Annotated in this window: 26 protein-coding genes; 6 read left to right on the top strand and 20 right to left on the bottom strand. The window is 69.8% G+C overall.

The genetic code is table 11. The features are described from left to right. Positions 1 to 71: 71 nt before the first annotated feature. Genes rsmD through EBL84_RS12975 form a run of 3 tightly spaced genes read right to left on the bottom strand, consistent with a single transcriptional unit; the run spans position 72 to position 3349 of the window. A complete protein-coding gene (gene rsmD / locus EBL84_RS12985; RefSeq protein ID WP_123141226.1) occupies positions 72 to 650 on the bottom strand; it encodes a 16S rRNA (guanine(966)-N(2))-methyltransferase RsmD in 579 nt (192 codons plus the stop codon). Further along, the gene (locus tag EBL84_RS12980; RefSeq protein WP_123141199.1) at positions 637 to 1983 is read right to left on the bottom strand and encodes a pitrilysin family protein; all 1347 of its coding nucleotides are present in this window, start codon (positions 1981 to 1983) and stop codon (positions 637 to 639) included. The genes rsmD and EBL84_RS12980 overlap by 14 nt, the downstream gene beginning before the upstream one ends. Continuing rightward, positions 1973 to 3349 (bottom strand): pitrilysin family protein, encoded by a 1377-nt coding sequence (locus EBL84_RS12975; RefSeq protein WP_123141198.1) that lies wholly within the window; start codon positions 3347 to 3349, stop codon positions 1973 to 1975. Before EBL84_RS12975 ends, EBL84_RS12980 begins: the two co-directional genes overlap by 11 nt. Before the next feature lie 471 nt (positions 3350 to 3820). On the opposite strand from EBL84_RS12975, the gene ftsY reads away from it, so the two are divergent. From ftsY to ftsX, 3 genes are all read left to right on the top strand, one after another. Continuing rightward, entirely contained in the window at positions 3821 to 5074 is a 1254-nt protein-coding gene (gene ftsY / locus EBL84_RS12970) for a signal recognition particle-docking protein FtsY (RefSeq protein ID WP_190287964.1), read from the top strand. A gap of 80 nt (positions 5075 to 5154) precedes the next feature. Further along, positions 5155 to 5823, top strand: a complete 669-nt coding sequence (gene ftsE, locus EBL84_RS12965) for a cell division ATP-binding protein FtsE (protein WP_062274214.1) — start codon at positions 5155 to 5157, stop codon at positions 5821 to 5823. Between the two features lie 2 nt (positions 5824 to 5825). Beyond that, on the top strand, positions 5826 to 6782 hold the full coding sequence (gene ftsX, locus EBL84_RS12960; RefSeq protein ID WP_123141224.1) for a permease-like cell division protein FtsX: 957 nt from the start codon (positions 5826 to 5828) through the stop codon (positions 6780 to 6782). Here ftsX and EBL84_RS12955 read toward each other — a convergent pair. The 4 genes from EBL84_RS12955 to EBL84_RS12940 all read right to left on the bottom strand — a co-directional run bounded on the left by EBL84_RS12955 (position 6779) and on the right by EBL84_RS12940 (position 9658). Continuing rightward, positions 6779 to 7573 carry an endonuclease/exonuclease/phosphatase family protein gene (locus tag EBL84_RS12955; protein ID WP_123141197.1) on the bottom strand — a complete coding sequence of 265 codons (795 nt, stop codon included), beginning with the start codon at positions 7571 to 7573 and terminating at the stop codon, positions 6779 to 6781. The two genes, ftsX and EBL84_RS12955, sit on opposite strands and share 4 nt — an antisense overlap. Before the next feature lie 129 nt (positions 7574 to 7702). Continuing rightward, complete coding sequence (locus EBL84_RS12950; protein ID WP_123141196.1) at positions 7703 to 8335, bottom strand: cytochrome c; 633 nt, start codon at positions 8333 to 8335, stop codon at positions 7703 to 7705. A gap of 217 nt (positions 8336 to 8552) precedes the next feature. Next, positions 8553 to 9008, bottom strand: a complete 456-nt coding sequence (locus EBL84_RS12945) for a copper chaperone PCu(A)C (protein ID WP_123141195.1) — start codon at positions 9006 to 9008, stop codon at positions 8553 to 8555. After that, complete coding sequence (locus tag EBL84_RS12940) at positions 9008 to 9658, bottom strand: SCO family protein (protein WP_123141194.1); 651 nt, start codon at positions 9656 to 9658, stop codon at positions 9008 to 9010. The genes EBL84_RS12945 and EBL84_RS12940 overlap by 1 nt, the downstream gene beginning before the upstream one ends. Before the next feature lie 470 nt (positions 9659 to 10128). Between EBL84_RS12940 and EBL84_RS12930 the strand changes: the two genes are divergently transcribed. Then, the gene (locus EBL84_RS12930; RefSeq protein WP_123141193.1) at positions 10129 to 10908 is read left to right on the top strand and encodes a zinc-dependent peptidase; all 780 of its coding nucleotides are present in this window, start codon (positions 10129 to 10131) and stop codon (positions 10906 to 10908) included. Between the two features lie 28 nt (positions 10909 to 10936). Here the strand turns inward: EBL84_RS12930 and EBL84_RS12925 are convergent, their stop codons facing one another. From EBL84_RS12925 to pabB, 6 genes are all read right to left on the bottom strand, one after another. Continuing rightward, complete coding sequence (locus EBL84_RS12925; RefSeq protein ID WP_062274195.1) at positions 10937 to 11584, bottom strand: carbonic anhydrase; 648 nt, start codon at positions 11582 to 11584, stop codon at positions 10937 to 10939. A gap of 85 nt (positions 11585 to 11669) precedes the next feature. Next, positions 11670 to 12329 carry a hypothetical protein gene (locus EBL84_RS12920; RefSeq protein ID WP_123141192.1) on the bottom strand — a complete coding sequence of 220 codons (660 nt, stop codon included), beginning with the start codon at positions 12327 to 12329 and terminating at the stop codon, positions 11670 to 11672. A 33-nt stretch (positions 12330 to 12362) separates the two neighbouring features. Continuing rightward, positions 12363 to 13184: a shikimate dehydrogenase gene (aroE, locus tag EBL84_RS12915; protein WP_123141191.1), complete on the bottom strand. Its 822-nt coding sequence runs from the start codon at positions 13182 to 13184 to the stop codon at positions 12363 to 12365. 161 nt (positions 13185 to 13345) lie between these two features. Next, positions 13346 to 14359 (bottom strand): porphobilinogen synthase, encoded by a 1014-nt coding sequence (hemB, locus tag EBL84_RS12910; RefSeq protein WP_123141223.1) that lies wholly within the window; start codon positions 14357 to 14359, stop codon positions 13346 to 13348. 117 nt (positions 14360 to 14476) lie between these two features. After that, positions 14477 to 15400, bottom strand: a complete 924-nt coding sequence (hemF, locus tag EBL84_RS12905) for an oxygen-dependent coproporphyrinogen oxidase (protein WP_123141222.1) — start codon at positions 15398 to 15400, stop codon at positions 14477 to 14479. 103 nt (positions 15401 to 15503) lie between these two features. Continuing rightward, entirely contained in the window at positions 15504 to 16886 is a 1383-nt protein-coding gene (pabB, locus tag EBL84_RS12900; RefSeq protein ID WP_123141190.1) for an aminodeoxychorismate synthase component I, read from the bottom strand. A 123-nt stretch (positions 16887 to 17009) separates the two neighbouring features. On the opposite strand from pabB, the gene EBL84_RS12895 reads away from it, so the two are divergent. Continuing rightward, positions 17010 to 17375 (top strand): 4a-hydroxytetrahydrobiopterin dehydratase, encoded by a 366-nt coding sequence (locus tag EBL84_RS12895; protein ID WP_123141189.1) that lies wholly within the window; start codon positions 17010 to 17012, stop codon positions 17373 to 17375. Positions 17376 to 17499: 124 nt separating this feature from the next. Here the strand turns inward: EBL84_RS12895 and rpmG are convergent, their stop codons facing one another. From rpmG to EBL84_RS12875, 4 genes are all read right to left on the bottom strand, one after another. Beyond that, positions 17500 to 17667, bottom strand: coding sequence for a 50S ribosomal protein L33 (gene rpmG / locus EBL84_RS12890; RefSeq protein ID WP_005222974.1), 168 nt, complete (start codon positions 17665 to 17667; stop codon positions 17500 to 17502). 14 nt (positions 17668 to 17681) lie between these two features. Then, positions 17682 to 17918, bottom strand: a complete 237-nt coding sequence (gene rpmB, locus EBL84_RS12885) for a 50S ribosomal protein L28 (protein WP_005222976.1) — start codon at positions 17916 to 17918, stop codon at positions 17682 to 17684. A gap of 86 nt (positions 17919 to 18004) precedes the next feature. Beyond that, the gene (locus EBL84_RS12880) at positions 18005 to 19813 is read right to left on the bottom strand and encodes a sodium:proton antiporter (RefSeq protein ID WP_123141188.1); all 1809 of its coding nucleotides are present in this window, start codon (positions 19811 to 19813) and stop codon (positions 18005 to 18007) included. A 66-nt stretch (positions 19814 to 19879) separates the two neighbouring features. After that, positions 19880 to 20632: a LytTR family DNA-binding domain-containing protein gene (locus EBL84_RS12875; protein WP_123141187.1), complete on the bottom strand. Its 753-nt coding sequence runs from the start codon at positions 20630 to 20632 to the stop codon at positions 19880 to 19882. A 332-nt stretch (positions 20633 to 20964) separates the two neighbouring features. Here EBL84_RS12875 and argH point away from each other — a divergent pair, with 332 nt between their 5' ends. Continuing rightward, positions 20965 to 22359 carry an argininosuccinate lyase gene (gene argH, locus EBL84_RS12870; RefSeq protein WP_123141186.1) on the top strand — a complete coding sequence of 465 codons (1395 nt, stop codon included), beginning with the start codon at positions 20965 to 20967 and terminating at the stop codon, positions 22357 to 22359. A gap of 52 nt (positions 22360 to 22411) precedes the next feature. Here argH and argE read toward each other — a convergent pair whose 3' ends face one another. The 3 genes from argE to EBL84_RS12855 all read right to left on the bottom strand — a co-directional run. After that, positions 22412 to 23566: an acetylornithine deacetylase gene (argE, locus tag EBL84_RS12865; protein WP_123141185.1), complete on the bottom strand. Its 1155-nt coding sequence runs from the start codon at positions 23564 to 23566 to the stop codon at positions 22412 to 22414. A 97-nt stretch (positions 23567 to 23663) separates the two neighbouring features. Then, complete coding sequence (locus tag EBL84_RS12860; RefSeq protein WP_062274163.1) at positions 23664 to 24134, bottom strand: chemotaxis protein CheW; 471 nt, start codon at positions 24132 to 24134, stop codon at positions 23664 to 23666. Further along, positions 24131 to 26643 (bottom strand): response regulator (locus EBL84_RS12855; protein ID WP_148040299.1); only part of this gene is annotated, 2513 nt, incomplete at its 5' end. The genes EBL84_RS12855 and EBL84_RS12860, both read right to left, overlap by 4 nt.

Raw genomic sequence — 26643 nt, 5'->3', positions numbered from 1 at the left:
CCTTTGGGCCTTTGCGGTTCAAATTCCTGGCGACTGGCGGCTGGAAGCTGGCGACTGACTCGAAAACAGCGTCATTCGAGATCCTCGGCGAGCAGCCCGTAACGGACCTGCCCGGCACACTTGTCGCGCAGCAGCACCCAGCCCGGCGGCGCCTCCGGCAACCCCTCCTGACGTCCGCGCTCGACATAGAGACGCCCGCCCGGCGCCACCCAGCCGTCCTCGATCAGTCGCGTCAGCGCCGGGGCGAGCAGGTCCGCGGCGAAGGGCGGGTCGAGGAAGATCAGGTCGAAGGGGCGCGGCGGAGTGGTGGCGAGCCAGTCCAGCGCATCGGCGCGGACCACCTCGACCGACCGCTCGCCGAGGGTACGGACATTGACCTCGAGCTGACGCGCCGCGGCCGCGGCGCGCTCGATCAGCACCACCTCGCCGGCGCCGCGCGAGCAGGCCTCGAGCCCGAGCGCGCCGCTGCCGGCGAAGAGGTCGAGACAGCGCGCCCCGGCGATCGTCGGCGCCACCCAGTTGAACAGGGTCTCGCGCACCCGATCGGCGGTCGGGCGCAGCCCCGGCTGATCGAGTACCGGCAGCCGACGACCGCGATGGCGGCCGCCGACGATGCGCAGTTGGTGCTGCCCCGACCTACTCGGGCGCATCGGCCCGTGCCGTCTGTCCGGCGCCACCGCCGACCTGCACCAGCACCATCCGCTCGGGATCGACCCGACGCGCGAAGGCATCGCGGATCTGCGCGGCATCGACCGCCTCGACACGCTCGGCAAAGCGCGCGAGATGATCGAGCGGCAGGTCGTAGAAGCCGATCATCGCCAGGTACTGGACGATGTCGCCGTTACTGTCGATGCGCAGCGGGAAGCCGCCGGTGATGTTGCGCCTGGCGGCGTCGAGCTCGTCCTCGGTCGGCCCCTCGGCGATGAAGCGCTCGAGGGTCTCGCGCATCACCGCGATCGCCTGCTCGGCCTGATCGTTGCGGGTCTGCAGCCCCATCAGGAAGGGACCGGGGCGGTCCAGCGGCAGGAAGTAGCTGTAGACGCTGTAGGAGAGTCCGCGCTGCTCGCGCACCTCGTGCATAAGCTGCGAGACCAGCCCGCTGCCGCCGAGGATATGGTTGCCGACATAGAGCGCGAAGTAGTCGGGATCACCGCGACGCATCCCCGGCTGACCGACGAGCACCGCCGTCTGGCTCGACGGGAAGGCGATGTGGCGCTGCGCTGCCTGCTCGAGCGCCGCCACCTCGGGCAGCGCCGGGGCCGCCTCGCCGCGCGGCAGCACGCCGACCACGCGCTCGGCGAGACGCTCGGCGCCGGCGCGATCGAGCGCGCCGACGATCGCCACCACCGCGTTGGCACCGACCAGATAGCGTTGGTGGAAGGCGACCAGATCGTCGCGGGTGATCGCACCCACCCCCTCGGCGGTGCCGGACGGGTCCTCGGCATAGGGGTGATCGCCATAGATCGCCCGATAGAAGGCGCGGCTGGCCTGGGTACGCGGCGACTCCTGCTGCTGGCGCAGCGCCACCAGACGATTCTCGCGCACCCGTTCGAGATCGACCGCGGGGAAGCGCGGCGCGGCGAGCAGGGCGGTGAGGGTGTCGAGGGCGGTATCGAGCGCCGGCTCACGGGTCAGGCTGCGCAGCGACACCGAGAAGATGTCGCGATCGACCCCGCTGCCGAACTCGGCGCCGACGCCCTCGAGACGGGAGGCGATGGTATCGGCGTCCCACTCACCGGCGCCCTGGGCGAGCATCGCCGCGGTCAGCGAGGCCAGCCCGGGACGGGCGCCGTCGCGCGCGCTGCCGGCATCGAAGGCCAGGCGCAGATCGACCATCGGCAACCCTGGGGCGGCGACGAACAGCACCCGGGCGCCGTTGTCGGTCTCCCAGGTCTGGATCTCGGGGGTGGCCTGGACGAGCCCGGCGGCGCACAGCAGCAGGGCGCCGAGCCAGAGGCGCGAGCGGAAGCGATCAACGGACATGAGCGGCTCCTCGATGGGACATGGCGGGTGCGGGTGCGGCGGCGGGATCGATCGGTTGCGGATCGAGCACGGCGACGGTGAGCCGGTCGGCCACCAGATACTTGCGCGCGACCGCCTGGATCTGCTCCGGGGTCACCGCGGCGAGCGCATCGACATAGCGATCGGCCAGCTCCCAGCCGAGCCCCACGGTCTCGAGCTGACCGAGCAGCATGCCCTGATAGAACAGCGAGTCCTTCTCATAGACCTTGTCGGCGATGAGCTGATTGCGTACCCGCTCGAGCTCGGCGGGGTCGACCGGCGCGTCCTGCAGCCGCGCGATCTCATCGCGCAGCGCCTGCTCGAGCTCGTCGATGGCGTGGCCCTGGGCGGGGACACCCTCGAACAGGAACAGCCCGGGCAGCCGCCCGAAGGCGCTGTAGCCGGCGCCGACCGAGGCGGCCACCTCGCGCCCGCGCACCAGCTCGCGCTCGAGACGCGCGCTCTTGCCGCCGTCGAGCACCGAGGCCAGGACCTCGAGCGCATAGGGCTCCCACGCGGTCTCGGCATCGATCACCGCCGGGGCCTTGTAGCCCATCAGCAGATAGGGCTCCTGCGCCGGGGCCTTGACCCGCAGCCGCTTCTCGCCGAGCTGCTCGGGCTCGGGGCGGCGCTTCGGGGTGGCGATCGACTCGGCCTGCAGCGGCCCGAAGTGACGCTCGGCGAGGGCGAAGACCTGCTCGGGATCGACATCGCCGGCGACCACCAGGGTGGCGTTGTTGGGGGCGTACCACTGCCGGTACCAGTCACGCAGGTCCTCGACCCGGAGCTCCTCCAGGTCGCCCGGCCAGCCGATCACCGGGATGCCGTAGGGCGAGGCGTCGTAGGCGGTGGCGTTGAAACGCTCGTAGGTGAGCGACTGCGGGTCGTCGTCGGTGCGCATCCGCCGCTCCTCCTTGACCACCTCCAGCTCCTTGGCGAACTCCTCCGGGTCGAGCGCCAGGTTGCGCATGCGCTCGGCCTCGAGCTCGAAGGCGATCTCCAGCCGATCGCTGGCGAGGTTCTGGAAATAGGCGGTGTAGTCGCGGCTGGTGAAGGCGTTCTCCTCACCACCGTTGGCGGCGATGATGCGCGAGAACTCGCCCGGGGCGAGTCGCTCGGTGCCCTTGAACATCATGTGCTCGAGCAGGTGCGAGATACCGGTGATACCGCCGTACTCGTAGCTCGACCCGACCCGATACCACACCTGACTGGTGAGCACCGGGGCGCGATGATCGGGCTTGACCAGGACCTTGAGCCCGTTGTCGAGCTGGTGTTCGTAAACCGTCTGGCCCGCGCCCGCCGCCAGCGGCAGCAGACAGACCAGGGTCGCAATGAATCGTCGTGACATGGACACCCCATAGTCGGAAAGACAAGGACGATAGATATGGTCAGCTTAACCGGTCCCCGAGTTCCGGGCAGCGTCGAAGCGCAATGGCGGCGCCAGCGGCCAGCGGCCAGCGGCCAGCGGCCAGCGGCCAGCGGCCAGCGGGAGATCCAACCACAAAGACGCGAAGGACACGAAGGGGTCGAGACGTAGGATGGGATGCGTGACCGTGCGCCGACGCCGGCGATTGACATCGACCCTATCCGGTCACGCACCCCATCACCCTCGGCTCACCGGCATGCTGCGCCTTGCCAAGCCGATCAGGCTGGCGGCTGGCGACTGGTGGCTGGCGACTGGAAGCTGGTGGCCGAAGGCTGCCGCCTGGCGGCGATCAGCCGTCGATCTGTTAGCATTGCGACATCCCGGGGCGGTCGCGACCGCCCCGCTCGGCGCGCCCGCGCGCACCGCCCCATCAACACGAGAATTCCCGTCGACATGTTTGGTTTCGGAAAGAAGCACAAGACCGCATCCAGCGACGCGCCCGCAACCGAGGCGCAGGAACAATCGTCGCGCAAGCCGCTGTTCGGACGCCTGTTCGGCGGCGGCAAGGACAAGACCACGACGCCCGAACAGGCGCCGGTCGCGGAGCTCGAGCGCGCAGCCCCGGCGCCAGCCGCGCCGAGCGCCGAGCCCACGCCCGCACCCGAGCCGCCGCCCGAGCCGCCGCAGCGCACCTTCGTGCCGCGCGCGCTCGAGCAGCGTCGCGAGGAGCCCGTCGCCTTCGAACTGCCCGACCTCCCCGACGAGGCCCCCGAGCCCGAGCCGGAGGGCGGCGGCAAGCTGTTCGGTCGGCTGCGCGAGCGACTCAGCCGCACCCGGGTCAAGCTCGGTGGCGGCATCGGTGAGCTGGTGCTCGGACGCAAGCGGATCGACGACGAGCTGCTCGAGGAACTCGAGACCCTGCTGATCACCGCCGATGTCGGCATCGAGGCGACCACCCGGATCATCGGCGATCTCACCGAGCAGGTGCGGCGCAAGACCCTCACCGACCCGCAGGCGTTGGTCGACACCCTCAAGGCCGAGCTGCGCGGCATCCTCGAACAGGCCGACGCCCCGGTCGCCCAGCCCGCCGAGGGCAAGCCTCAGGTGCTGCTGATGGTCGGCATCAACGGCGCCGGCAAGACCACCACCATCGGCAAGCTCGCCAAGCGGCTGCAGGAAGAGGGCAACAGCGTGATGCTCGCCGCCGGCGATACCTTCCGTGCCGCCGCCGTCGAGCAGCTCCAGACCTGGGGCGAGCGCAACAACATCCCGGTGATCGCCCAGCACACCGGCGCCGACTCGGCCTCGGTGATCTACGACGCGCTGCAGGCGGCGACCGCGCGCGGCACCGACGTGCTGATCGCCGACACCGCCGGGCGGTTGCACACCAAGAGCAACCTGATGGACGAGCTCAGCAAGGTGGCGCGGGTGATGAAGAAGATCGACCCCGAGGCGCCGCACGAGGTGATGCTGGTGGTCGACGCCACCACCGGGCAGAACGCCCTCGCCCAGGCCGAGCACTTCCATCGCGCGGTGGGGCTGACCGGCATCACCCTCACCAAGCTCGACGGCACCGCCAAGGGCGGGATCGTGTTCGCGATCGCCGAGCGGCTGCAGGTGCCGATCCGCTTCATCGGCGTCGGCGAGACGATCGAGGACCTGCGCTACTTCGACGCCGACGAGTTCGTCGACGCCCTGCTCGGCTGAGCGCCGCTGGAGGCGCGACCGAGCCGCCCAACCGCCGCCCCGGCGACCGCGCCGGGGCCGTGCCCGGAGTGCACCGCGCGATGATCGAGTTCGACCACGTCCACAAACGCTACCCCGAACGCGGCGAGGCGCTCAGCGACATCAGCTTCGCGCTCGCCGCCGGCGAGATGGCCTTCCTCACCGGTCACTCGGGCGCGGGCAAGAGCACCCTGCTGCGGCTCATCGGGCTGCTCGAACGCCCCAGCCGCGGGCGCGTGGTGGTCGACGGACGCGACCTCGGCGCTCTGCCCCGCCGCCAGATCCCGCTGCACCGCCGCCAGGTCGGGATGATCTTCCAGGACCACCGTCTGCTGGCCGATCGCAGCGTGTTCGACAACGTCGCCCTGCCCTTGCAGGTGATGGGCTACGGCCAGCGCGAGATCGGCCGACGGGTGCGCGCCGCGCTCGATCACGTCGGCCTGCTCAAGCGCGAGCGCGCCACCCCGGTGGCGCTCTCCGGCGGCGAGCAGCAGCGTGTCGGCATCGCCCGCGCGGTGGTCGCGCGCCCGCCGCTGCTGCTCGCCGACGAGCCCACCGGCAACCTCGACCCCGAGCTCTCGCGCGAGATCTTCGAGCTGTTCGAGCGCTTCCAGTACGTCGGCGTGACCCTGCTGATCGCCACCCACGATCTCAGCCTGGTGGCGCGCATGCCCTATCGCACCCTGACCCTGGCCGACGGTCGGCTGGTCAACGACTCCCGGGGATGGTGAGCATGTCGCGCGTGCGCCGTCCCAGTGCCCGTCCCTCCGAGCTGCTGCTGATCTGGCTCGCCCACCATCTGCGCAGCGCCCGCGAGTCGCTGCGCCGGCTGTTCGGCATGCCGCTGCCGACGACCATGACGGTGGCGGTGCTCGGCATCTCGCTGGCGCTCCCGGCCACCCTCTATGTCGGCACCGACAACCTGCGCGCGATGACCGGGCGCTGGGACCAGACCGCGGCGATCTCGCTGTTCCTCCGTCACGAGGTCGACAGCAGCGCGGCGCGGGCGCTCGCCGAGCGCCTGCGCGCGCGCCCCGAGCTGGCCCGTGTCGAGCTGATCGAGCCCGAGCAGGCGCTCGCCGAGTTCAAGGAACTCGGCGGCTTCGAGGGCGCGCTCGAGGCGCTCGATGACAACCCGCTGCCGGCGGTCCTGGCGCTCTACCCGACCCCGAGTCACGCCACCACCGGGCAGCTGCGCGCGCTCGAACAGCAGATGGTGACCCTGCCCGAGGCCGACTTCGCACGCATGGACACCCTGTGGATCGAGCGGCTGCAGGCGATCCTCGCCCTCGCCGAGACCGCCACCCTGCTGCTCGGCGCCCTGCTCGGGCTCGGGGTGCTGCTGATCGTCGGCAACACCATCCGGCTGGAGATCCTCAATCGGCGCGGCGAGATCGAGATCATGGAGCTGGTCGGCGCCACCGCCGCCTTCATCCGCCGTCCCTTCCTCTATGCCGGTGCCTGGTACGGGCTGCTCGGCGGGCTCTGCGCCACCCTGCTGGTGACCTTCTCGACCGGGGCGCTGCAGGGCTCGGTGTCGCGACTCGCCGCGCTCTACGGCGGCGAATTCCGGCTCGCCGGACTGGGGCTCGACGGCACCCTGGTGGTGCTGCTCGCCGGCATCACGCTCGGACTGGTGGGGAGCTGGATCGCGGTCGGGCGTCACCTGCGCGGGGCCGAGGCGGACTAGACCAGCGGGTTGGCGACGCGACGCGGGATGCCGGGGTCGGCGAAGTCCAGCCCCTCGGGGAGTTCGATGGTGGTGCTCAGCGGCAGGTGGTCGGAGAGGGCGTAGTCGATCACCTCGGCGCGGGTCACCCGCAATGGGCGCGAGACCAGGATGTGGTCGAGGTTGTGCCGGGGGCGCCAGCTCGGGAAGGTCTTGCGCTCGCAGTCGAGACCACGCATCCCCGAGTCGACCACCATCGCGCGCAGCCCCTTGGAGCCGCAGCCGCAATTGAAGTCACCCATCAGCACCAGATAGGGATACTCCTCGGCCAGCTCGAGCAGATAGCCGAACTGGCGGCGGCGCGCCCGCCAGCCGAGGGCGAGGTGGACGATACCGACGGCCAGACGACCGCCCTGCTCGAAGGGGAATTCGGCCACCATCACCCCGCGCCCGGGCAAACCCGGCAGGCGGTGCTCGCTCACCCGCTGCGGTCGCAACCGGCTGAGCAACCCGTTGCTGTGCTGGGCGAAGGGCGCGAGATTGCGGTTGACCTGCCGGTACCAGTGCGGAAAGGCGCCCTGCCGGGCGAGATACTGGATCTGGTCGACATAGGCGCTGCGCAGGCTGCCGGCGTCGACCTCTTGCAGCCCGACCACGTCGAAGCGCTGCAGCAGCTGGGCGATGCGCGCAAGGTTGATCAGCCGCTCGGAATGCGGCAGCAGATGCTTCCAGCTATTGGTGAAATAGTCGCTGTACCGACGCGAGTAGATCCCCGCCTGGACGTTGTAGCTCAGCAGATTCAGTTGCCGCATGTTCGGCTCGTCGGACTGCTCGTCGGTGGCCAGACCCTAGCACAGCCCGCCGACTCGACCAAGCACCTGGCCGAAAAAGAAAAAGGGCAGCCGAGGCTGCCCTTTCGCGTGATGCGCGCGGTCGCTGGATCAGTCGTTGCGCAGACCCTGGATGTACTGCGACACCGCGGCGATCTCCTTGTCGGTCATACGCGCGGTGACGCCGCGCATCATGCCGTTGGGATCGTTGGCGCGCTCGCCCTTGCGGAAGTACTCGAGCGTCTGCTTGACGTAGTCGGCATGCTGACCGGCGAGACGCGGGAACTTGGACAACCCCTGGCCCATGCCGGCCGGCCCGTGACAGCCACTGCAGGCGGGCACGCCGCTCTTGGGGTTGCCGGCGCGATAGATCTTCTCGCCGAGTGCGGCCAGCTCACGATCGGCAACACCACCGGTCTGCACCTGCTGCGAGTAGTAGGCGACGACGTCGCGCATCTCCTTCTCGGTCAGCGGCATCGCCATCGGGGTCATCTGCACGTTGTAGCGCTCGCCGTTCTTGAACTGCACCAGCTGCTTATAGGCGTACTCGGGGTGCTGACCGGCGAGCTTCGGCCACAGCGGCACGATGCTGTTGCCGTCAGCCGCGTGACACGCCTGACAGATTGCCTTCGCCTTGGCCTCGCCCGCTTTGGGGTCGCCCAGTTCGAATCCGTCCGCGGCCATCGCCGCGCCGCTCATCAATACCGCCGCCGCCGAAACCGAAATCAGCCAAGTCTTCATCATTGCAAATGCCCAGTGTTCGTGGTTCATGGCCGCGCCGCCGTCCGGTGACGGGTGGGCCTCGAGGAAGAAGGTGGAGAAAATCCTGCGATATATATCAGAATTTCGTCATATGGGTCAAATTACACGCCGTTCCCGACATGTCTCTGCAGAGACAGACCAGCAGCCGTAAAGATCCCGACCGTCTCTCGTCGAGCGCGGGGTCGATGCGGGCGAGGCCTCAATGACCCTGGTGCCCCATCCCGCCTCCGAGCGCACGCACCGGGACATCGAGTCCGATCCGGGAACCGTCGTCGAGCTGCAGCTCCAGCGCCACCAGCTCATCGACCAGCAAGGGCTGTCGCAGCCCGATCAACATCAGGTGCAGCCCACCGGGGGCGAGGCGTACCCGCTCACCGGCGGGTAGCGCGATACGCTCGATCCGGCGCATCCGCATCATCCCGCCCTCCTCGCGGTGGGTGTGCAGCTCGACCACCTCGGCCACCGGGCTCGTCGCCGCGACCACGGCCCGGTCCACCGCACCGTCGTTCTCCAGCACCATGAAGGCCGCGCTGTTGGGCTGCCCCGGTGGCACGGCACGCACATAGGCCCCATCGACCACCACGCCGTCGGGTTGGGCCGCCCACAACGGCGCCAGCCAGCACGACAGCAACACGATCAGCAGAAGGCTCCTCATCACGACTCCTCCGAATGGAATGGGCCTGCCGACCCGGTCGGCGCAAGACCGAGCAACCCGTGAATACGCTCGACGATCCGCTCGGGCGCGGTGGCGTGGGGGAGCTGCCCCACCAGGCGTCCCTCGGGATCGACCAGCACGGTATTGGCCGAGTGGTCGACCAGATAGCCGAGCGCCGAGTCCGGTTGCTCGACCCGCCGGTAGGCCGCGCCGTAGCGTGCGGCGATCTCGGCCAGCTGCTCGGGGGGACCGGTCAGACCGATGATCGCGGGATGGAAATAGGCGGTGTACTGACGCAACCGCTCGGGGTCGTCGCGCTCGGGGTCGACGCTGACGAAGAGCACCTGGACGCGCTCGCGGACCTCCGGGGTCAGCTGGCCGAGCGCATGGGCGATGAGGGCGAGGTTGGTCGGACAGATATCCGGGCACCAGGTGTAGCCGAAATAGATCAACACGACCTTGCCGCGCAGTCCCGACAGGCTCACCGGTCCAGCGGCGGAGACCAGGGTGAAGTCGCCCCCTCGCGGCGCTGAGGCGAGGGCGGGTCCGGGGACGGACGGGGACAGGCGCTCGAACAACAGCCAGCCGACCGGCACGAGCAGCGCCAGCGAGAGCGCGATGGTGACCAGGAGCGATGGCGTCCGTTGCATGGATCTCCCTGCCGAGCGGCTCGGCTCGCAACCCCACGATGGTCCAATAGTGCGTGGAGTCGCGACCGACATCAAGCCGGAGCCCCGCAAGCGGTCAGCCTTCAGCCGCCAGCGAGCGTCATCGCGCCACCCCTCGCCCCACGACTGGCGACTGGCGACTGGCGACTGGCGGCTGATGGCTGATGGCTGATGGCTGGCCGCTGGCCGCTGGCCGCTGGCCGCTGGTAGCTGGCGGCTGGCCGCTGGTAGCTGGCGGCTGGTAGCTGGTAGCTCTCCCCCCCTTCGCACCCTTTGGGCCTTTGCGGTTCAAAATTCCTGGCGACTGGCGACTGGCGACTGGCGACTGGCGACTGGCGACTGAAGGCTGATCGCCCCCCCTTTGCCCCGCGCCCCCGATCGGTTTCAATGCCCTCTTTAACCCGCCATCACAGGAGCCCCTCGATGGATCAGGCAGCGGACGGACGGCGCGCATGGGCGCGCTGAGTCAGTGGTGGCGCGCGCGCCGGATCGAGCGGGTGAGTCGGATGTTCTCGACGCGCGATTGGGAGTCGGCCTGGGAGGCGCTGCCACTGCTCGCCGGGTTCGACCCGGAGACGGCCGAGCGGCTGGAGACCCTGGCGCTCGAGTTCCTCCGCACCAAACGCATCGAGTGTGCCCAGGGCGTCGCGCTCACGGCTACCGAGCGACTGCGGATCGCGCTGCAGGCGGCACTGCCGGTGCTGGAGCTGGGGCTCGACTGGTACCGCGGATGGTACGCGGTGATCGTCTATCCCGAGGAGTTCGTCCCCGAACGCGAGGTGATGGGTGACGACGGCGTGGTGTGGATCGAACAGGAGGCCAAGAGCGGCGAGTCCTGGGAACAGGGCCCGGTGATCCTGTCCTGGGCCGATGTCGTCGCAGGTGGCCGCGGCGAGGGCTACAACGTCGTCATCCACGAGCTCGCCCACAAGCTCGACATGCGCGCCGGCGCGCCCAACGGTTGCCCGCCGCTGCACCCGGGGATGTCGAGCGCCGACTGGCAGCGTGACCTCGCCGCCGCCTATGCAGACCTCTGCACCCGGGTCGAGGCCGACGAGGAGACCGCGATCGACCCCTATGCCAGCGAATCGCCGGCGGAATTCTTCGCGGTGACGAGCGAATACTTCTTCGAGTGGCCTGAGTTGCTGATCGAGACCTATCCGGCGGTCTACGCACAGCTGCGCGCCTTCTACCGCCAACACCCGCTGGCGCGACTGGCAGCGGACGCCTGAGCCCGACGCGGACCCAGGCGCGAACGGGTCACTCCTGATCCCAACCCTCGGGCACGCCGTCGAAGAAGTCGACCAGCCCGGTCTCGAGCGAGTACTCGGCACCGACCACCATCAGCCCTTCGCGCTCGATCAGCGATTCGAGGATCGCCGAGCCGTGACGCAGATGGTCGACCGAGGCGCGCACGTTGGCGCGCACGGCGGCATGGCGCAGCGCCTCGCGATCCTCACGCAGCTCGGTCTCGAGCAACCCCTCGATCGAGGGCTTCACCCGGTCGACGATGGCGGCGACGTTGCGCGACTCGCTGTCGGCGCCGTCGAGCATGGTCTCCAGGGTGGCACTGATCGCACCGCAGCAGGAGTGACCAAGCACCACCACCAGCTTGGTGTCGTAACGCGAGGCGGCGAACTCGACGCTGCCGACCTGCGAGGGCGCAACGATGTTGCCCGCCACCCGGATCACGAACAGGTCGCCGAAGCCTTGGTCGAAGACCAGCTCGGCCGGCACCCGCGAGTCCGAGCAGCCGAGGACGATGGCAAAGGGGCTCTGCCCCGACAGCAACCCGGCGAAGTCGGCATGGGTGATCGCGTTGTTGGAGGCGCGGAGTTCGGCGGCGAAGCGGCGGTTGCCATCGCGCAGACGGCGCAGGGCATCCACGGCGGAGATCTTGTTGGTCATGAAGCAGTCTCAGTCGTTGTCGTCGCGAAGATGGACGGCGGACGGAGTCCGCGCGTCCGGGAAACCTCACCCGCGACCGGGGCGTTCAGCGGGCCACGTCGACGAGCGCGGCGAGCCGGCGGCGCGGCTCGACGCAGTCGACACCCGCCGCCTCGAGGCGCGCGAGCAGCGCCTCGCCGTCGCGCACCAGGGTGCGACGCTGCAGCTCGTCGAACAGCGCGAGCGCGGCGTCGAACTCCTCGGCGGGCACGCTCAGCAGGGTCGGCAGCAGCTCGCTCGGCCCGATCGGCCCCTCGGGGTCGAGCAGATCGCCCACCAGCGGCTGGCGCAGCAGCGCGAAATGGGTCGCGCGGGCGCGCTCGAACTCGGCCAGCGCGGCGCTCGCCTCGGGGTCGTCGCGGGTGGCGCGGGCGAGACTGCGGGCGATCGTCTCGATCAGCCCGGCGAGCGCCTCGCGCTCGCGCTCGAGCGCCGCGGGCAGCCCGAAGCTCTCCTCGTAGAGCTGCTCGAGCGTCTCCTTGAGCGCCATCACCTCGGTACCGTCGCCGTGCTCGCCGAGCTTGGCGGCGCGCTCCAGCTGTTGCGCGAAGCGCTCGCGAAAGCGCTCGAGCGCCGCCCGATCGGCGGCGCGCGCGGCCTCCAGCGCCGCCGGATCGAGCGGCGCCGGCGGCCAGCCGAAGAGCGGATTGTCCTGACCGCGCAGCAGTTGGCGCTCGCGGCGCCCGGGGATGTGGTTCGACTCCATGACGCGCTCCAGCGTGATGAGGGATCGGCGCGCTCAGTCGGCGGCGCGCAGCATGGCGATGACCTCGGCGGTGCGCGGACGCACCCCGCGCCACAGCCGGAAGGACTCGGCGGCCTGCTCGACCAGCATGCCCAGGCCGTCGAGACTGTGCGCCACGCCGTGTGCCCGTCCCCAGCGACAGAAGGCGGTCGGCGCCGCGCCGTAGAGCATGTCGTAGGTCCAGCCGCCGGGGGCGAGCAGATCGGCGGGGATCGGCGGCACCGTGTCCGAGAGCCCGCTCGAGGTGGCGTTGATCACCAGGTCGAAGCGCTCGCCGGCCAGCGCCTCGAAGCCGCAGCCGGAGACCGGCACCGCGCCCGAGCCCAGCGCTGCCAGGGTATGGGCGCGCTCCGGGGTACGGTTGGCGATCACCAGCTCGCGCAGCCCGCTCTCGAGCAACGGCACCAGCGCGCCGCGCGCCGCGCCGCCGGCGCCGAGCAGCAGCACCCGGGTGCCGGCGAAGACGAAGCCGTGGTTGTCGGCGAGATCGCGCACCAGCCCGATGCCGTCGGTGTTGTCGCCGCGCAACCGGCCGTCGGCGAGCGCGATCAGGGTGTTGACCGCGCCGGCGACCTCGGCGCGCTCGCTGCGCTCCTCGACCAGCGCCCAGGCCTGCTCCTTGAACGGCAGGGTGACGTTCAGGCCGAGCCCGCCCTGGGCGAAGAAGCGTTGGACATCGCCGGCGAAGTCGTGCCGATCACCGAGGATCCGGCCATAGTCGATCGCCTCCCCGCACTGCTGGGCGAAGGCGGCGTGGATCGTCGGCGACTGACTGTGTTCGATCGGATTGCCGATGACGGCGTAACGATGGAGCATCTCGGGGCGACCTGTCCGGCGCGGTGAGGCGCATTCGCAAAGACCCGCCCCGGAGGCCCGGCGCGGGTCAGGAAACTGTCGATCGAGGGCGCTCGCGCAGCGCGAGCGCCCGGGAGCCGGAGCGCGCGAAGCGGTGCCGCGCGCCCGGGGACATCAGGGGATCAGGCCCCCAGCCAGCGGGCGATGTCCTTGGAGTAGTAGGTGAGGATACCGTCACCACCGGCGCGCTTCATCGACACCATCGCCTCGAGCACCACCGCGCGCTCGTCGAGCCAGCCGTTCATGCTCGCGGCCTTGAGCATCGCGTACTCGCCGCTGACGTGATAGACGAAGGTCGGGGCACCGAACTGGTCCTTCACCCGACGCACGATGTCGAGATAGGGCATGCCGGGCTTGACCATCACCATGTCGGCACCCTCGGCGAGATCGAGACCGACCTCGTGCAGCGCCTCGTCGGTGTTGGCCGGGTCCATCTGGTAGGTGTACTTGTTGCCCGCGCCGAGGTTGGCCGAGGAGCCGACGGCGTCACGGAAGGGGCCGTAGTAGCTCGAGGCGTACTTCGCCGAGTAGGCCATGATGCGGGTGTGGATGTGACCGTCCTGCTCGAGCGCGGCACGCACCGAGCCGATGCGCCCGTCCATCATGTCGGAGGGGGCGACGATGTCGGCGCCGGCCTCGGCATGGGAGACGGCCTGACGCACCAGCACCTCGACGGTGGGCTCGTTCATCACGTAGCCCTGGTCGTCGATCAGGCCGTCCTGACCGTGGGTGGTGAAGGGGTCGAGGGCGACGTCGGTCATGATGCCGAGCTCGGGCACCGCGTCCTTGAGCGCGCGCACCGCGCGCTGCGCCAGACCGTCGGGGTTGTAGGCCTCGCGCGCGTCGAGCGACTTGGCCGAGTCCGGGGTGACCGGGAACAGCGCCATCGCCGGGATGCCCAGACGGTGGACCTCGCGCGCCTCCTCGACCAGCAGGTCGATGCTCAGACGCTCGACTCCGGGCATCGACTCGACCGCCTCGCGCTCACCCTTGCCCTCCAGCACGAACACCGGATAGATCAGGTCGTCCGGGGTCAGGGTGGTCTCGCGCATCATCCGGCGCGAGAAGTCGTCGCGACGCATCCGGCGCATGCGGGTGACGGGGAAGGCGGCACGCGAAGTATCAAGGGGAGACATCGACATCAAACCTCGGGGGACGAATCCTGGGCGCCCGGGCCCATCCCGGCGCTTCAGCCGGATAACATAGCTCAGCCGCCGTCGCGGCTCCAGTCGCGACGGCGGCAAGACCACGAATCAAGCGGTCTCGGTCAACCAGTCGCGCGGCGCGAGGAAGCGCTCGTGGAGCTCGGCCTCGGGGCTGCCGGGCTCGGGGGTGAAGTCGTAGCGCCAGCTCACCGCCGGCGGGAGCGAGACCAGGATCGACTCGGTGCGTCCGCCCGACTGCAACCCGAACAGGGTGCCGCGGTCGCACACCAGGTTGAACTCGACGTAGCGCCCCCGTCGATAACACTGGAAATCGCGCTCGCGCTCGCCGTAGACATGCGCCCAGCGCCGCTCGACGATCGGCAGATAGCCGCTGAGATAGTGATCGCCGACGCTGCGCATGAAGGCGAAGCTGTTGTCGAAGCCGTCCTGGTCGAAGTCGTCGAAGAAGATCCCGCCGATACCGCGCGGCTCGTTGCGGTGCGGAAGGAAGAAATAGTCATCGCACCAGCGCTTGTAGCGCGGATAGAGCTCCTCGCCGAAGGGCGCGCAGGCGTCCCGGGCATTGCGGTGCCAGTGCACCGCGTCCTCCTCGAAGCCGTAATAGGGGGTGAGGTCGAAGCCGCCGCCGAACCACCACACCGGATCGTCCTCGGGATGCTCGGCGAGGAAGAAACGGACATTGAGGTGCGATGAGGGCACATAGGGGTTCTGCGGATGGACCACCAGCGAGACCCCCATCGCCTCGTAACTGCGTCCGGCCAGCTCCGGGCGCGAGGCGCTCGCCGCCGCCGGCAGGGCCTCGCCGCGCACGTGCGAGAAGTTGATCCCGCCCTGCTCGAACAGCATCCCGTCCTGCATCACCCGGGTACGGCCACCACCGCCGCCGGGGCGCTCCCACAGATCCTCACGGAAGTCGGCACCACCGTCGGTGTCGCGCAAGGCCTCGCAGATACGATCCTGCAGGGTCAGCAGATAGGACTTCACGGCCTGGGTATCGGGTCGGTCGGACATCGGTGCGCGCCTCGTGCTGGGTTCGATGATGAGCGGGGTTGCGCCCCGCCGGGGATCGATCATAGAACAGCCCGGCGCAACATCCACCCATGGCCGACGTCATTCAGGCCCTGCGATCACGCAACCGTTCGAGCAATTCGAGCAGCGGGGCGGCCTTGTCGAAGGTCTCGCGATACTCGGCCTCGGCCTCGGAATCGACGACGATGCCGCCACCGGCCCACAATCGCGTCTGGCCCGCGGCATGCACCAGCGTCCGGATGGCGATGTTGGTATCCATCGCGCCGTCATGGCCGAGATAGCCGATGGCACCGCAATAAGGGCCGCGCGGCGCCGGCTCGAGCTCGTCGATCACCGCCATCGCCCGGCGCTTGGGGGCGCCGGTGATCGAGCCGCCGGGGAAGGCCGCGCGCAACAGCTCGACGGCGGAGCGTCCGGGCGCGAGCCGCCCGCTGACCGTGCTCACCAGATGATGCACCCGCGCATAGTGCTCGATCGCGAACAGCGCCGGCACACGCACGCTGCCGTAGTCGCACACCCGTCCCAGGTCGTTGCGCAGCAGGTCGACGATCATCAGGTTCTCGGCGCGGTCCTTGGGGCTGAGCCGCAGCGTCTCGGCCAGGGCACGGTCGCGCGCCGGATCGGGGTGGCGCGGCCGGGTCCCCTTGATCGGCTTGGTCTCGACCTGCCCGTCGCGCACCTCGAGGAAGCGCTCGGGCGAGGAGCTCAGCACCTGCCAGTCCGGTCCCTGCAGATAGGCCGAGAAGGGCGCGGCATTGAGTTCACGCAGCAATCGATAGGCGTGCCAGGGATGACCGCTGGCAGACACCGAGAAGCGTTGGGCGAGATTGACCTGATAACAGTCGCCGGCGTGCAGATAGGCGTGGATGCGCGCGATCGCCTCGACATAGGTGGCGTGCGACCAGTCGGGGCGCACCGCTCCGTGGGTGCGATAGGGCGGCAACCGCGGCGCCGCCGTCTCGAGCAGGCGCGCGCGACGCTCGAGTTCATCCTCGGTCGGGGCGAACAGCCGAGCGCGCCGCTCGTGATGATCGACCACCAGGCCCCAGTCATAGAGCCCGACGGCGAGGTCGGGCGGCGCACCCGGCTCGCGCACCCGCTCGGGCAGCCGGTGCAGACGGCGCCCGAGGTCGTAGCCGAAGAAGCCGATGGCGCCACCGGCGAAGGGCAGCCCGTCGGGGCAGGGGCGTGATGGACCGAGGGCCTCGGCGAGCAGGCCGAAGGGATCGGCGCCGGAGCGACGCCGGGCACCGTCGGCCTCGATCAGCGTGGTCTCGCACCCGCGCGTCACCAGCACCAGGCGTGGATCGGCGCTGAGGATGTCGTAGCGTCCCTGGTCGGTGAAGGGTCGCCCGCTGTCGAGCCACACCGGCCAGCGGCGGCGCAGCAGCGGCGCGAAACGCGCCGCGCAGTCCTCGACATAGTGGAGCTCGCGGGTCAGCGGACCCGCCGGGTGACGATCAGGCATCGGTGATCGGTTCTCGTGACAGACGACCGCCGGCAGACTTGGCGATACCGCGCCCCACCCTCACTGTCGAAGCGACGAGGCGGGACGCAGCCGCGCCCGCAGACCTGCGGAGGAACGACGACCATGGCGACCCCACGACCACTGTCATCACCCGATATCACCCGACGGCTGAACGAGGCGCTGCCACACTGGCGCCATCAGGACGGCGCACTGAGGCGCGACTATCGCACCGGCGGCTGGCGGGCGACGCTGCTCGCGGCCAACGCCATCGCCCATCTCGCCGAGCTCGCCTGGCATCACCCCGAGCTGGAACTCGGCTACGATCATGTCGGGATCCGGCTCAGCACTCATTCGGCCGGCGGGGTCACCGACCTGGACCTGGCGCTGGCCGAGGAGATCGAACGCTGGCTCGGATGGCGTCCGGGGCCGGACTCAGCGTTGAGCGGTACCCCGGCGGAACATGCCTATCTCATCGACGATCCAGGATGACCGAGAGACCGACACGAAAAAAGCCCGCGATATGCGGGCTTTCATCGATGCTCGGGCGCGTGGCACCGAGATCGCGACCTGCGCTCGGTCGACTGCAGGGGCAGATCATGCCGCATAGGCGGACTTACTTGATCTTGCCTTCCTTGTACATCACGTGCTGGCGAACGACGGGATCGAACTTCTTGATCTCCATCTTGCCGGGCTGATTGCGCTTGTTCTTGGTCGTGGTGTAGAAGTGACCGGTCCCTGCGCTCGAGTTGAGACGGATCTTTTCGCGTGCTGCCTTGGCCATGGTGGATTCTCCGGTTAGACGCGCTCGCCACGTGCGCGGATATCGCCGAGCACGGTGTCGATGCCCTTCTTGTCGATGATCCGCATGCCCTTGGCAGAGACCCGCAGACGCACCCAGCGGTTCTCGTTCTCCACCCAGAAGCGGTGAACGTGCAGATTCGGCAGGAAGCGACGCTTGGTCTTGTTGTGAGCGTGCGAGACATTGTTGCCGGTAATGGGACGCTTACCGGTTACCTGGCATACCTTGGACATGGCGAAGATCTCTACGAAGTCGTCGAGCGTTTGAGTACATAAAGAAGCGGGATCCTAGCACGAGAATTCAATTAGATGCAAGCACTTCACCCCCGCTCGTCACCTCCCCCGCCCCGCTCACCCTTGGGGCCGAACCACAGTACCCGCTGTCCCGGGGCCGCCCTGAAGGGGGCGTCGGCGGCAGCCAGACGCACCCCCTCGGCGGCATCGATCAACAACACCAGGCGTGCACCCTCGGGCAGGCTGCGGCGCAATGCATCGAGGTCGAACCCCTCACCGAGACGGGTGACCTGGAAGGTCCAGCCGCGATACCACTCACGCTGCAGGTCCTCGAACTGCAGCCCTTCGGAGAGGAAGGGCCGACCGCGTGATCCGGCGCCGGGACGACGCTGCGCGTGCCCGGACTCGACCGGGAACTGATAGACCCGGCGCCGCTCGAAGGCCGGCGCATACTGGGCGCAGATCAGCGAGTCATAGGCGTCGTTGCCGCTGATCGCCAGCAAGCTGCCGAAGTCGGTCAGCTCCAGCTCGCCCTCGGCGTGCTCGGAGAGCAGCTCGCCGTAATAGACCGGCACCCCGGCCTGGCGCGCCGCGCGCAGCCGATGCCAGGAGCGATCGGCGAGTCGCACCGGCACCTGCTGGGCGTGCAGGGTCTCGGCGAGGGCGCAGCTCCAGGGACTGGCGCCGCAGATCAGCAGCCCCTCGCGGGCCGCTGCGCTCAGCCCCAGGCGCCGCGCCAGCCAGCCGAGCGAGAAGCCGTGCGCCACCACGGTGACCAGGATCAGCGTGAACACCAACGGCAGCAGCAAGGCGCCATCGGCAAAGCCGCGCGCCACCAGCCCCGGCCCCAGCACCCCGGCGACCGCCGCGGCGACGATCCCGCGCGGCGCGATCCAGCCGAGCAGCACCCGCTCGCGCCACTCCAGCCCGGAGCCGAGGGTAGCGAGCAGCACCGCCAACGGCCTGACCACCAGCACCATGGCCACGATCAGCAGGGCGCTGCGCCAGTCGAGCGCGAGCAGGATCTCGGGGTCGAGATCGGCCGAGAGCAGCAGAAAGATGCCCGAGACCAGCAACACCGCCACCGATTCCTTGAAGCGGCGCACCTCCTCGATGCTCGGCAGCCCCATGTTGCCGAGCACCACGCCCATCACCGTCGCCGCCACCAGCCCGGACTCGACGAAGACCAGGTTGGCCAGCGCGAACACCCCGAGCGCGACCCCGAGCGCCAGCGCGCCCTTGAGATACTCCGGCACCTGACCGGCGAGATAGAGCCGACCCAGCGACCAGCCCGCCGCGGCACCGAAGGCCGCCGCACCGATCAGCCCCAGCAGCAGCTCGGCAAGGGTATGACCGAGTTCCGGCGACCCGGGCGAGACCATCGCCTCGAACAGCACCACCGCGAGCAGCGCGCCGATCGGGTCGTTGACGATGCCCTCCCACTTCAGCAGCGAGGCCGGGCGACGCCGCAGCCGCGCCTGACGCAACAGCGGCAGGATCACCGTCGGCCCGGTGACCACGGCGATGGCGGCGAACACCAGCGCCACCGGCCACGACAACCCGCCGAGCAGATGCGCGGCCAGGGTCCCCAAGCCGAGACTGAGCGCCACCCCGAGGGTGGCCAGACGCCACACCCCGGCGGCGGTCTGGCGCAGCTCGTGCCAGCGCAGGCTGAGCCCGCCCTCGAACAGGATCGCCGCCACCCCGAGCTCGATCAGTGCCGGATAGGCCGGGCCCAGCGACTCGCTCGGTCGGATCACCCCCAGCACCGGCCCGGCCAGCAGGCCGCAACCGAGCAGCAACACGATGGTCGGCACCCGCGCGCGCCAGCCGACCCACTGCACGGCGATACCGAGCGCGGCGATCAGTGCGAGGGTTTCGGTCAGGTTGGACATGATTGGAGCCCTGGGGGCGACGCTGCGGATCCCAAGCCCGCACGCACCCCGCAGGGGCGTCCGCGATCACGGCCCGGCGCGCAACCAGCGACGGATCTGGGCGAGATGGCGACGGCTCACCGTCAACCGCTCGGGACGCCCCTGCAGCCGCGCCACGGTCGAGCCGTCGGGACGCTTCTCCAGCCCCTCCAGCCGACTGCGCGCGACCAGCGCATTGCGATGGATACGCAGAAACAGCTCGGGGAACTCGCGCTCGAAGGAGCGCAATGATTCGTCGACCAGCAACTGGCCCTCGGGATGGTAGACGGTGACGTACTTGTGCTCGGCCTGCAGATAGACGACATCACGCACCGCCACCCGCACCACACTGCCGCGATAGGGCGCGCTGATCTCGCTGCGCCGCTCCTCGCCCCGGCCCGGCCAGGAGGGGCGGTTGGCCGCCTGACGCCCCCAGGCCAGCCCCTGACTGCGCCGCAGCACCGCCTCCAGCCGCTCGCCCTCGACCGGCTTGTCGAGCCGTTCGAGCACCGCCGGCGGAGCCAGCAACTCGCCACCACGGACGCGCTCGCCGGGGGTCATCAACACCACCCGTGGCGGACGCTCCAGGGTGGCCAGCCGTGCCGCCGTCTGCAGGCCGTCAAGCCCGGGGATCTGCAGATCGAGCAGGACCAGATCGATGGGTTGGCGACGACAGCGCTCGATCGCCTCGAGCCCGTTACAGGCCTCTCCGGCCACTTCGTGGTCTCCCTCGGTCTCGGCGAGCAGCTGACGCAGCCGCTCGCGTGCCGAGGTTTCATGATCGACGACCAGGATCTTCATGCTGACTCACCCCTATCCATGGATGGATTACAGCGTTCACGGGAGAGGAACAGTGCCCCCCGCGACGCAGGGTGGCTCACACCCTGCGCATTCGCATTCCAATGGGTCTTCAGAGCGAGGCTCTCAACCCCACTCCTCGCCCCTTCCCTGTGCACGAGGCCCCGGCGGGACCGCCGTCACGCCCCTCAAGGATGGGCCGTTGCCGGGCCCGGCTCAAGTCGATCGTGTGTACCACACCGCCCCATCCCGCACCAGCGCCGGGGGGCACCTGCCAGCAGGCGCCGGACAACGTGTAGAATCAATGGATTCTCAACCCCCCGGATCACTTGAGCATGCACGACACCAACCAATCCGCCAAACCCTGGGCCGGACGCTTCAACGCCCCCACCGATGCCTTCGTCGAGGCCTTCACCGCCTCGGTCGACTTCGACCGCCGCCTCTATCGCTACGACATCCAGGGCTCGATCGCCCACGCCACCATGCTCGCCCGCCAGGGCATCCTCACCGAGGCCGAGCGCGACGCCATCGTCGACGGGCTCGAGCAGGTGCGCGCGCGCATCGAGGCCGGCGAGTTCGAGTGGTCGATCCCGCTCGAGGACGTCCACATGAACATCGAGTCGGCGCTCACCCAGGCGATCGGCGACGCCGGCAAGAAGCTCCACACCGGGCGCTCGCGCAACGATCAGGTGGCCACCGACGTGCGCCTGTGGCTGCGCGAGGAGATCGACACCATCGCCGGCGAGATCCGTCGCCTGCAGCACGCGCTGCTCGATCTCGCCGAGCGCGAGGCCGACACCGTGCTGCCCGGCTTCACCCACCTCCAGGTCGCCCAGCCGATCACCTTCGGTCATCACATGATGGCCTGGTTCGAGATGCTCGAGCGCGATCGCGACCGCCTCCTCGACTGCCGCCGTCGGCTCAACGTGATGCCGCTCGGCGCCGCCGCGCTCGCCGGCACCACCTACCCCATCGATCGCGCCCACACCGCCGCGCTGCTCGGCTTCGATCGCCCCGCCGAGAACTCGCTCGACGCCGTCTCCGATCGCGACTTCGCCATCGAATTCAGCGCCGACGCGGCGATCCTGATGATGCACCTGTCGCGCTTCTCCGAGGAGCTGATCCTGTGGTCCTCGGCACAGTTCGGCTTCGTCGAGCTCTCCGACAGCTTCTGCACCGGCTCCTCGATCATGCCGCAGAAGAAGAACCCCGACGTGCCCGAGCTGGTACGCGGCAAGAGCGGTCGCATCTTCGGCCACCTGATCGGCCTGCTGACCCTGATGAAGGCCCAACCCCTGGCCTACAACAAGGACAACCAGGAGGACAAGGAGCCGCTGTTCGACACCGTCGACAACCTCAAGGGCTCGCTCAAGGTGTACGCCGACATGATGGCCCATGTCAGCTGCAACCACGAGCGCATGCGCGAGGCCGCGCGCCAGGGCTTCAGCACCGCCACCGACCTCGCCGACTATCTGGTGCGCAAGGGCATCCCCTTCCGCGACGCCCACGAGATCGTCGGCAAGGCCGTCGCCCTCGGCGTGCGCGAGGGTCGCGACCTCGCCGAGCTGCCGCTGGAGTCGCTGCAGCAGTTCTCCGAGGCGATCACCGACGACGTCTACGCGGTGCTCACCCTCGACGGCTCGGTCGCCGCACGCGACCACCTCGGCGGCACCGCGCCGAACCAGGTACGCGCGGCCATCGCCCGCGCCCGCCAGCGCCTCGCCGACTGAGCGCACCCACCCCGCGCCGACGGCGCGGGGTGACGCGGCGCACGCCGCGGACTCAGTTCAGACAGAACTCGCGGATCAACCCGCGCAGCAGCGTCAGGGTCGGCGGGATGCGCTCGAGCGCGAGGAACTCGTCGGGCTGATGGGCCTGGGCGATGTCGCCCGGACCCAGCACCACGGTGTCCATCCCCAGCTGATTGAGGAAGGGCGCCTCGGTGCCGAAGTTGACCGCCTCGGCCGGGTGCCCGGTGAGCCGCTCGCAGGCCCGCACGATGGCCGCCTCGGCGGCGGTCTCGGCCGGCGGGATAGCCTCGAACAGGGGCGCGACCGTCCACTCCAACCCGCGGCGCCGACCGACCCCGGCGACCCGCTCGGCGAGCGCGGCGCGCACCGCCTCGGCTGACATCCCCGGCAACAGCCGCAGATCGATCAGCAGCTCGCACTCGCCACAGATCCGGTTGGGGTTGTCGCCGCCGTGGATATGGCCGAGGTTCAGCGTCGGCGTGGGGATCGCGAAGGCCGGGTGATGATGCCCCTGACGCAGCTCCTCGCGCCAGGCCAGCAGCGCCCCGATCACCTCGTGCATGCCTTCCAGCGCACTGTTGCCGAGCGCCGGATCACTGGCGTGACCACTGCGCCCGATCAACCGCAGCGACTCGTTCATCACCCCCTTGTGCAACCGCACCGGACGCAGCCCGGTGGGCTCGCCGATCAGCGCGTGACGACCGAGCCTGCGCCCGGCGGCGACCAGCGCCCGCGCCCCGTTCATCGCCGACTCCTCGTCGGCGGTAGCGAGCAGCGTCAGCGGCGCGCGCAGATCGGCGCCGTCCAGCCCGCGTGCGGCCTCCAGGACGAGCGCGAAGAAGGCCTTCATGTCAGCGATGCCGAGCCCGTAGTAACGCCCGTCGACCTCAGTCAGGCGCAGCGGATCGTGGCTCCAGCGCGACGCGTCGAAGGGGACGGTATCGGTATGTCCGGCGAGCACCAGCCCGTCCGTCCCCGCGCCCAGGGTCGCCACCAGATTGACCTTGCCGGGATGCCCCGGCACATCGAGCACCTCGACGCGGAAACCGGCCCGCTCCGTCCACTCGGCGAGCAGTGCCACCAGCGGGCGATTGCTCTGATCGAGGGCGGGGTCGACACAGCTCACCGACGCGGTCGAGACGAGTGCCCCGAGCATCTGCTCGAGCCGGGGTGGATCGACGGACATATGACGAACTCCTGAGGGTCGAGGATGGGCATGTCGAGTGACGGCGACAGCGGACCGGGAGACACGGTTCAAGTGCCGCTCGCGCCGCCGGGACGAGTCAGTCCGACGCCTGGGCGGCGAGCAGGGCGCGCTCGAGCGCGGCGAAATCGGGCAGCCAGGCGTGACGCTCGCCGAGCGCGAGCGCCGACAGGGCGAAGGGGTGCGGGTCCTGCTCCGTGATCAGGTTGTCCGGCGCCGCCCGCTCGAGCCGCGGCATGCCGCGACTGTAGAGCGCGACGAAGGGCAGCGCCGGGTTCCCCGCGGGCATGAAGCAGACCACCACCCGCGCATGCGCCCGCCCTCGCCCCTGCCCCTCGGGCGGTGGCGCAAAGGCCACCGCCGGCACCCGCCGACCACGCCACTGCAGCTCACCGAGCAGCCACTCGGGCGTATCGGGGAGCGGCTGCACCGCGTCTGCCGAGACGATCTCGGCCACCGCGCTCGCCGGCACCAGCAGATCGCGCCCCTGGGTGGGCAGCAACATCACCCGCACCTCGCCGTGATCGGCGCCTCCCTGTCGCGGGATCATGACGCAGCCCCCGTGAGCACCGAGGCGATCTCGCCGAGCAGCTGCGATTCCTGATAGGGCTTGCCGAGATAGCGGTCGACACCGAGATCGAGGGCGTGCTTGCGGTGCTTCTCGCCGGTGCGCGAGGTGATCATGATGATCGGCAGCGCGCGCAGTCGCTCGGAGCGACGGATGTGGCGGGTCAGCTCGAAGCCGTCCATCCGCGGCATCTCGATATCGAGCAGCAGCAGGTCGGGCATCCGCGCATCGAGCAGGGTCAGCGCCTCGACCCCGTCCTTGGCGGTGATCACCTCCATGCCCTCACGTCGCAGCAGGCGGCTGGTGACGCGGCGCACCGTCAGCGAGTCGTCGACCACCATCACGCACACCGGACTCTCGCCGCGGGTGTCGGCGCCGCGGGCCGGGCGGTACTCCTGCAGCGCCTTGGAGCGCAGCAGCGCCAGGGCATCGAGGATCAGCGCCACCCGACCGTCGGGCAGCACGGTGCCGCCGCTCAGCCAGCGCACATCGGCCAGCTGCGGACCGAGCGGCTTGACCAGGATGCGCTGGCTCTCGATCAGGCTGTCGACCTGCAGCGCCACGCGCTGCTCGCCGACCCGTGCCAGCAGCAGCGGCAAGCGGCGCTGCTCGCCGAGCTCGGGCTCCTGGTGCGGATCGAGCACGCCGCCGAGATAGACCACCTGATAGTCCTGGCCGAGATGACTGAAGCGACGTTGGGCGCCGGCGTGGATCGCGACGAGCTGCTCGCGATCGATGCGCGCCACCGCCTCGACGCTGCTGTGCGGCACCGCGTAGACGTTCTCGCCGACCTTGACCAGGAAGGCCTCGATCATCGCCAGGGTCAACGGCAGACGGATGGTGAAGGTCGCCCCCTGACCGCGGCGCGAGGTGAGATCGATGCCGCCGTTGGCGGCCTTGATCTCGGAGGCGACGACATCGAGCCCGACCCCGCGCCCGGAGATCTGGGTGACCTCGCTGCGGGTGGTGAAGCCGGGTTCGAGGACGAACTGCAGCAGCGCCTCGTCGGGGATCTCGGCCTCGGGCGAGAGCATCTCGCGGGCGATCGCCTTGGCGCGGATCGCATCCAGATCCATCCCCTTGCCGTCGTCGCTCAGGCTGATCAGCGCATCGTTGCCCTCGCGACGCAGCGCCAGCACCAGCGCGCCGGTCTCCGGCTTGCCCGCCGCGAGGCGCGCCTCGGGGGTCTCCAGACCGTGATCGACGGCGTTGCGCAGCAGGTGCTCGAGCGGCGCCACCAGCCGGTCGAGCACCGCGCGATCGAGCGCCACCTCGGGACCGATCACCTCCAGTCGCGCCGACTTGCCCAGGCTCTCGGCGGTCTGGCGCACCAGTCGGTGCAGCCGCGGCACCACTTGCACGAAGGGCACCAGCCGGGTGCGCAACAGGCCGTGCTGGAGGTCGTCGGCGAGCCGCGCCTGCTGGGTCAGCAGATCGGCGACCTCGCGCTGATAGCCGCCGAGCAACTCCTTGACGCTGCCCAGATCGTCGAGGGTCTCGGCGAGGCTCCCGGAGAGCTGGTGCAGGTTCGAGAAACGATCGAACTCGAGCCGGTCGAAGCCCTGCTCGCCACCCTCATCGGTCTCCGTCTCCTCGCCGCGGCCGCGCAGCTGACGCTGGGTCTCCAGTTCGAGGGCGCGCAGCTGGCCGCGCAGCCGGCTCAACGTCTGCTCCAGCTCGCCGAGGCTGAAGCCGAACTGGGCGTTGCGCTGACTGAGACGGGCGCGATAGATGCTGATCTCGCTGGCGTCGTCGACGAGCTGGTTGAGCAGGTCGGCGCGCACCCGGATCTGCGCCGCGGCGGTCTCCGGCACGCTCGGCGCCGGCGTCGCCGGTGTCGGCTGAGCCAGCTGAGCCGGGACCTCGGAGGTGAGCGGGTGCAGCTCGGCGACCGGCGTCGGGGTCCCGCCGGCGCCACTCGGTTGCTCCTCGACCCCGTCGAGCGCCGCCACCAGCGCCGAGAGACGCGGCACCGGGGCGCCGCGCTCGAGCGCCTCGACCTGATTGGCGAGGGCGTCGACGGCGCGCTGCGCCAGCTCCAGGGTGGTGTCGGTGATCGCGCGCTGATCGTCGTGGATCGCCTTGAGCCGGGTCTCGAGAGCGTGACTGAGGTCACCGATCACCGTCAGCCCGGTGAGCCGGGCGCTGCCCTTGAGGGTATGGAGGATGCGGTTGATGCCGTCGAGCGGCTCGAGCTGCTGGGGCGCGAGCTGCCAGGCCTGGAACTCGGCGTCGAGCTTGTCGAGCAGCTCGCGCGCGTCCTCCAGGAACAGGGTCGCGAGCTCGGGGTCGGGCGCGGCGACGCTGTCCTCTTCGACGTCGACCGAGGCGGCGACGGCGGGGCGCTCTGGCGCTGGCGCTGGCGCTGGCGCTGGCTCTGGCTCTGGCTCTGGCTCTGGCTCTGGCTCTGGCTCTGGCTCTGGCTCTGGCTCTGGCTCTGGCTCTGGCTCTGGCTCTGGCTCTGGCTCTGGCTCTGGCTCTGGCTCTGGCT

It is taken from the genome of Marichromatium sp. AB31 (assembly GCF_003718685.1).
GTDB lineage: Bacteria > Pseudomonadota > Gammaproteobacteria > Chromatiales > Chromatiaceae > Marichromatium > Marichromatium gracile.
This window is presented reverse-complemented; position numbering and strand designations above follow the sequence as displayed.

Excerpts from the sequence above, each read along its gene's own strand:
- aroE (WP_123141191.1), bottom strand. The coding sequence starts at position 13,184 with ATGCTCCATCGTTACGCCGTCATCGGCAATCCGATCGAACACAGTCAG.
- EBL84_RS12945 (WP_123141195.1), bottom strand. The coding sequence starts at position 9,008 with ATGAGGAGCCTTCTGCTGATCGTGTTGCTGTCGTGCTGGCTGGCGCCG.
- rsmD (WP_123141226.1), bottom strand. The coding sequence starts at position 650 with ATGCGCCCGAGTAGGTCGGGGCAGCACCAACTGCGCATCGTCGGCGGC.
- argH (WP_123141186.1), top strand. The coding sequence starts at position 20,965 with ATGCACGACACCAACCAATCCGCCAAACCCTGGGCCGGACGCTTCAAC.
- EBL84_RS12930 (WP_123141193.1), top strand. The coding sequence starts at position 10,129 with ATGGGCGCGCTGAGTCAGTGGTGGCGCGCGCGCCGGATCGAGCGGGTG.
- ftsX (WP_123141224.1), top strand. The coding sequence starts at position 5,826 with ATGTCGCGCGTGCGCCGTCCCAGTGCCCGTCCCTCCGAGCTGCTGCTG.
- ftsE (WP_062274214.1), top strand. The coding sequence starts at position 5,155 with ATGATCGAGTTCGACCACGTCCACAAACGCTACCCCGAACGCGGCGAG.
- EBL84_RS12920 (WP_123141192.1), bottom strand. The coding sequence starts at position 12,329 with ATGGAGTCGAACCACATCCCCGGGCGCCGCGAGCGCCAACTGCTGCGC.
- EBL84_RS12950 (WP_123141196.1), bottom strand. The coding sequence starts at position 8,335 with ATGATGAAGACTTGGCTGATTTCGGTTTCGGCGGCGGCGGTATTGATG.
- rpmB (WP_005222976.1), bottom strand. The coding sequence starts at position 17,918 with ATGTCCAAGGTATGCCAGGTAACCGGTAAGCGTCCCATTACCGGCAAC.
- EBL84_RS12875 (WP_123141187.1), bottom strand. The coding sequence starts at position 20,632 with ATGAAGATCCTGGTCGTCGATCATGAAACCTCGGCACGCGAGCGGCTG.
- EBL84_RS12895 (WP_123141189.1), top strand. The coding sequence starts at position 17,010 with ATGGCGACCCCACGACCACTGTCATCACCCGATATCACCCGACGGCTG.
- EBL84_RS12940 (WP_123141194.1), bottom strand. The coding sequence starts at position 9,658 with ATGCAACGGACGCCATCGCTCCTGGTCACCATCGCGCTCTCGCTGGCG.
- EBL84_RS12975 (WP_123141198.1), bottom strand. The coding sequence starts at position 3,349 with ATGTCACGACGATTCATTGCGACCCTGGTCTGTCTGCTGCCGCTGGCG.
- EBL84_RS12880 (WP_123141188.1), bottom strand. The coding sequence starts at position 19,813 with ATGTCCAACCTGACCGAAACCCTCGCACTGATCGCCGCGCTCGGTATC.
- hemF (WP_123141222.1), bottom strand. The coding sequence starts at position 15,400 with ATGTCCGACCGACCCGATACCCAGGCCGTGAAGTCCTATCTGCTGACC.
- EBL84_RS12980 (WP_123141199.1), bottom strand. The coding sequence starts at position 1,983 with ATGTCCGTTGATCGCTTCCGCTCGCGCCTCTGGCTCGGCGCCCTGCTG.
- EBL84_RS12955 (WP_123141197.1), bottom strand. The coding sequence starts at position 7,573 with ATGCGGCAACTGAATCTGCTGAGCTACAACGTCCAGGCGGGGATCTAC.
- EBL84_RS12925 (WP_062274195.1), bottom strand. The coding sequence starts at position 11,584 with ATGACCAACAAGATCTCCGCCGTGGATGCCCTGCGCCGTCTGCGCGAT.
- ftsY (WP_190287964.1), top strand. The coding sequence starts at position 3,821 with ATGTTTGGTTTCGGAAAGAAGCACAAGACCGCATCCAGCGACGCGCCC.
- rpmG (WP_005222974.1), bottom strand. The coding sequence starts at position 17,667 with ATGGCCAAGGCAGCACGCGAAAAGATCCGTCTCAACTCGAGCGCAGGG.
- hemB (WP_123141223.1), bottom strand. The coding sequence starts at position 14,359 with ATGTCTCCCCTTGATACTTCGCGTGCCGCCTTCCCCGTCACCCGCATG.
- argE (WP_123141185.1), bottom strand. The coding sequence starts at position 23,566 with ATGTCCGTCGATCCACCCCGGCTCGAGCAGATGCTCGGGGCACTCGTC.
- pabB (WP_123141190.1), bottom strand. The coding sequence starts at position 16,886 with ATGCCTGATCGTCACCCGGCGGGTCCGCTGACCCGCGAGCTCCACTAT.
- EBL84_RS12860 (WP_062274163.1), bottom strand. The coding sequence starts at position 24,134 with ATGATCCCGCGACAGGGAGGCGCCGATCACGGCGAGGTGCGGGTGATG.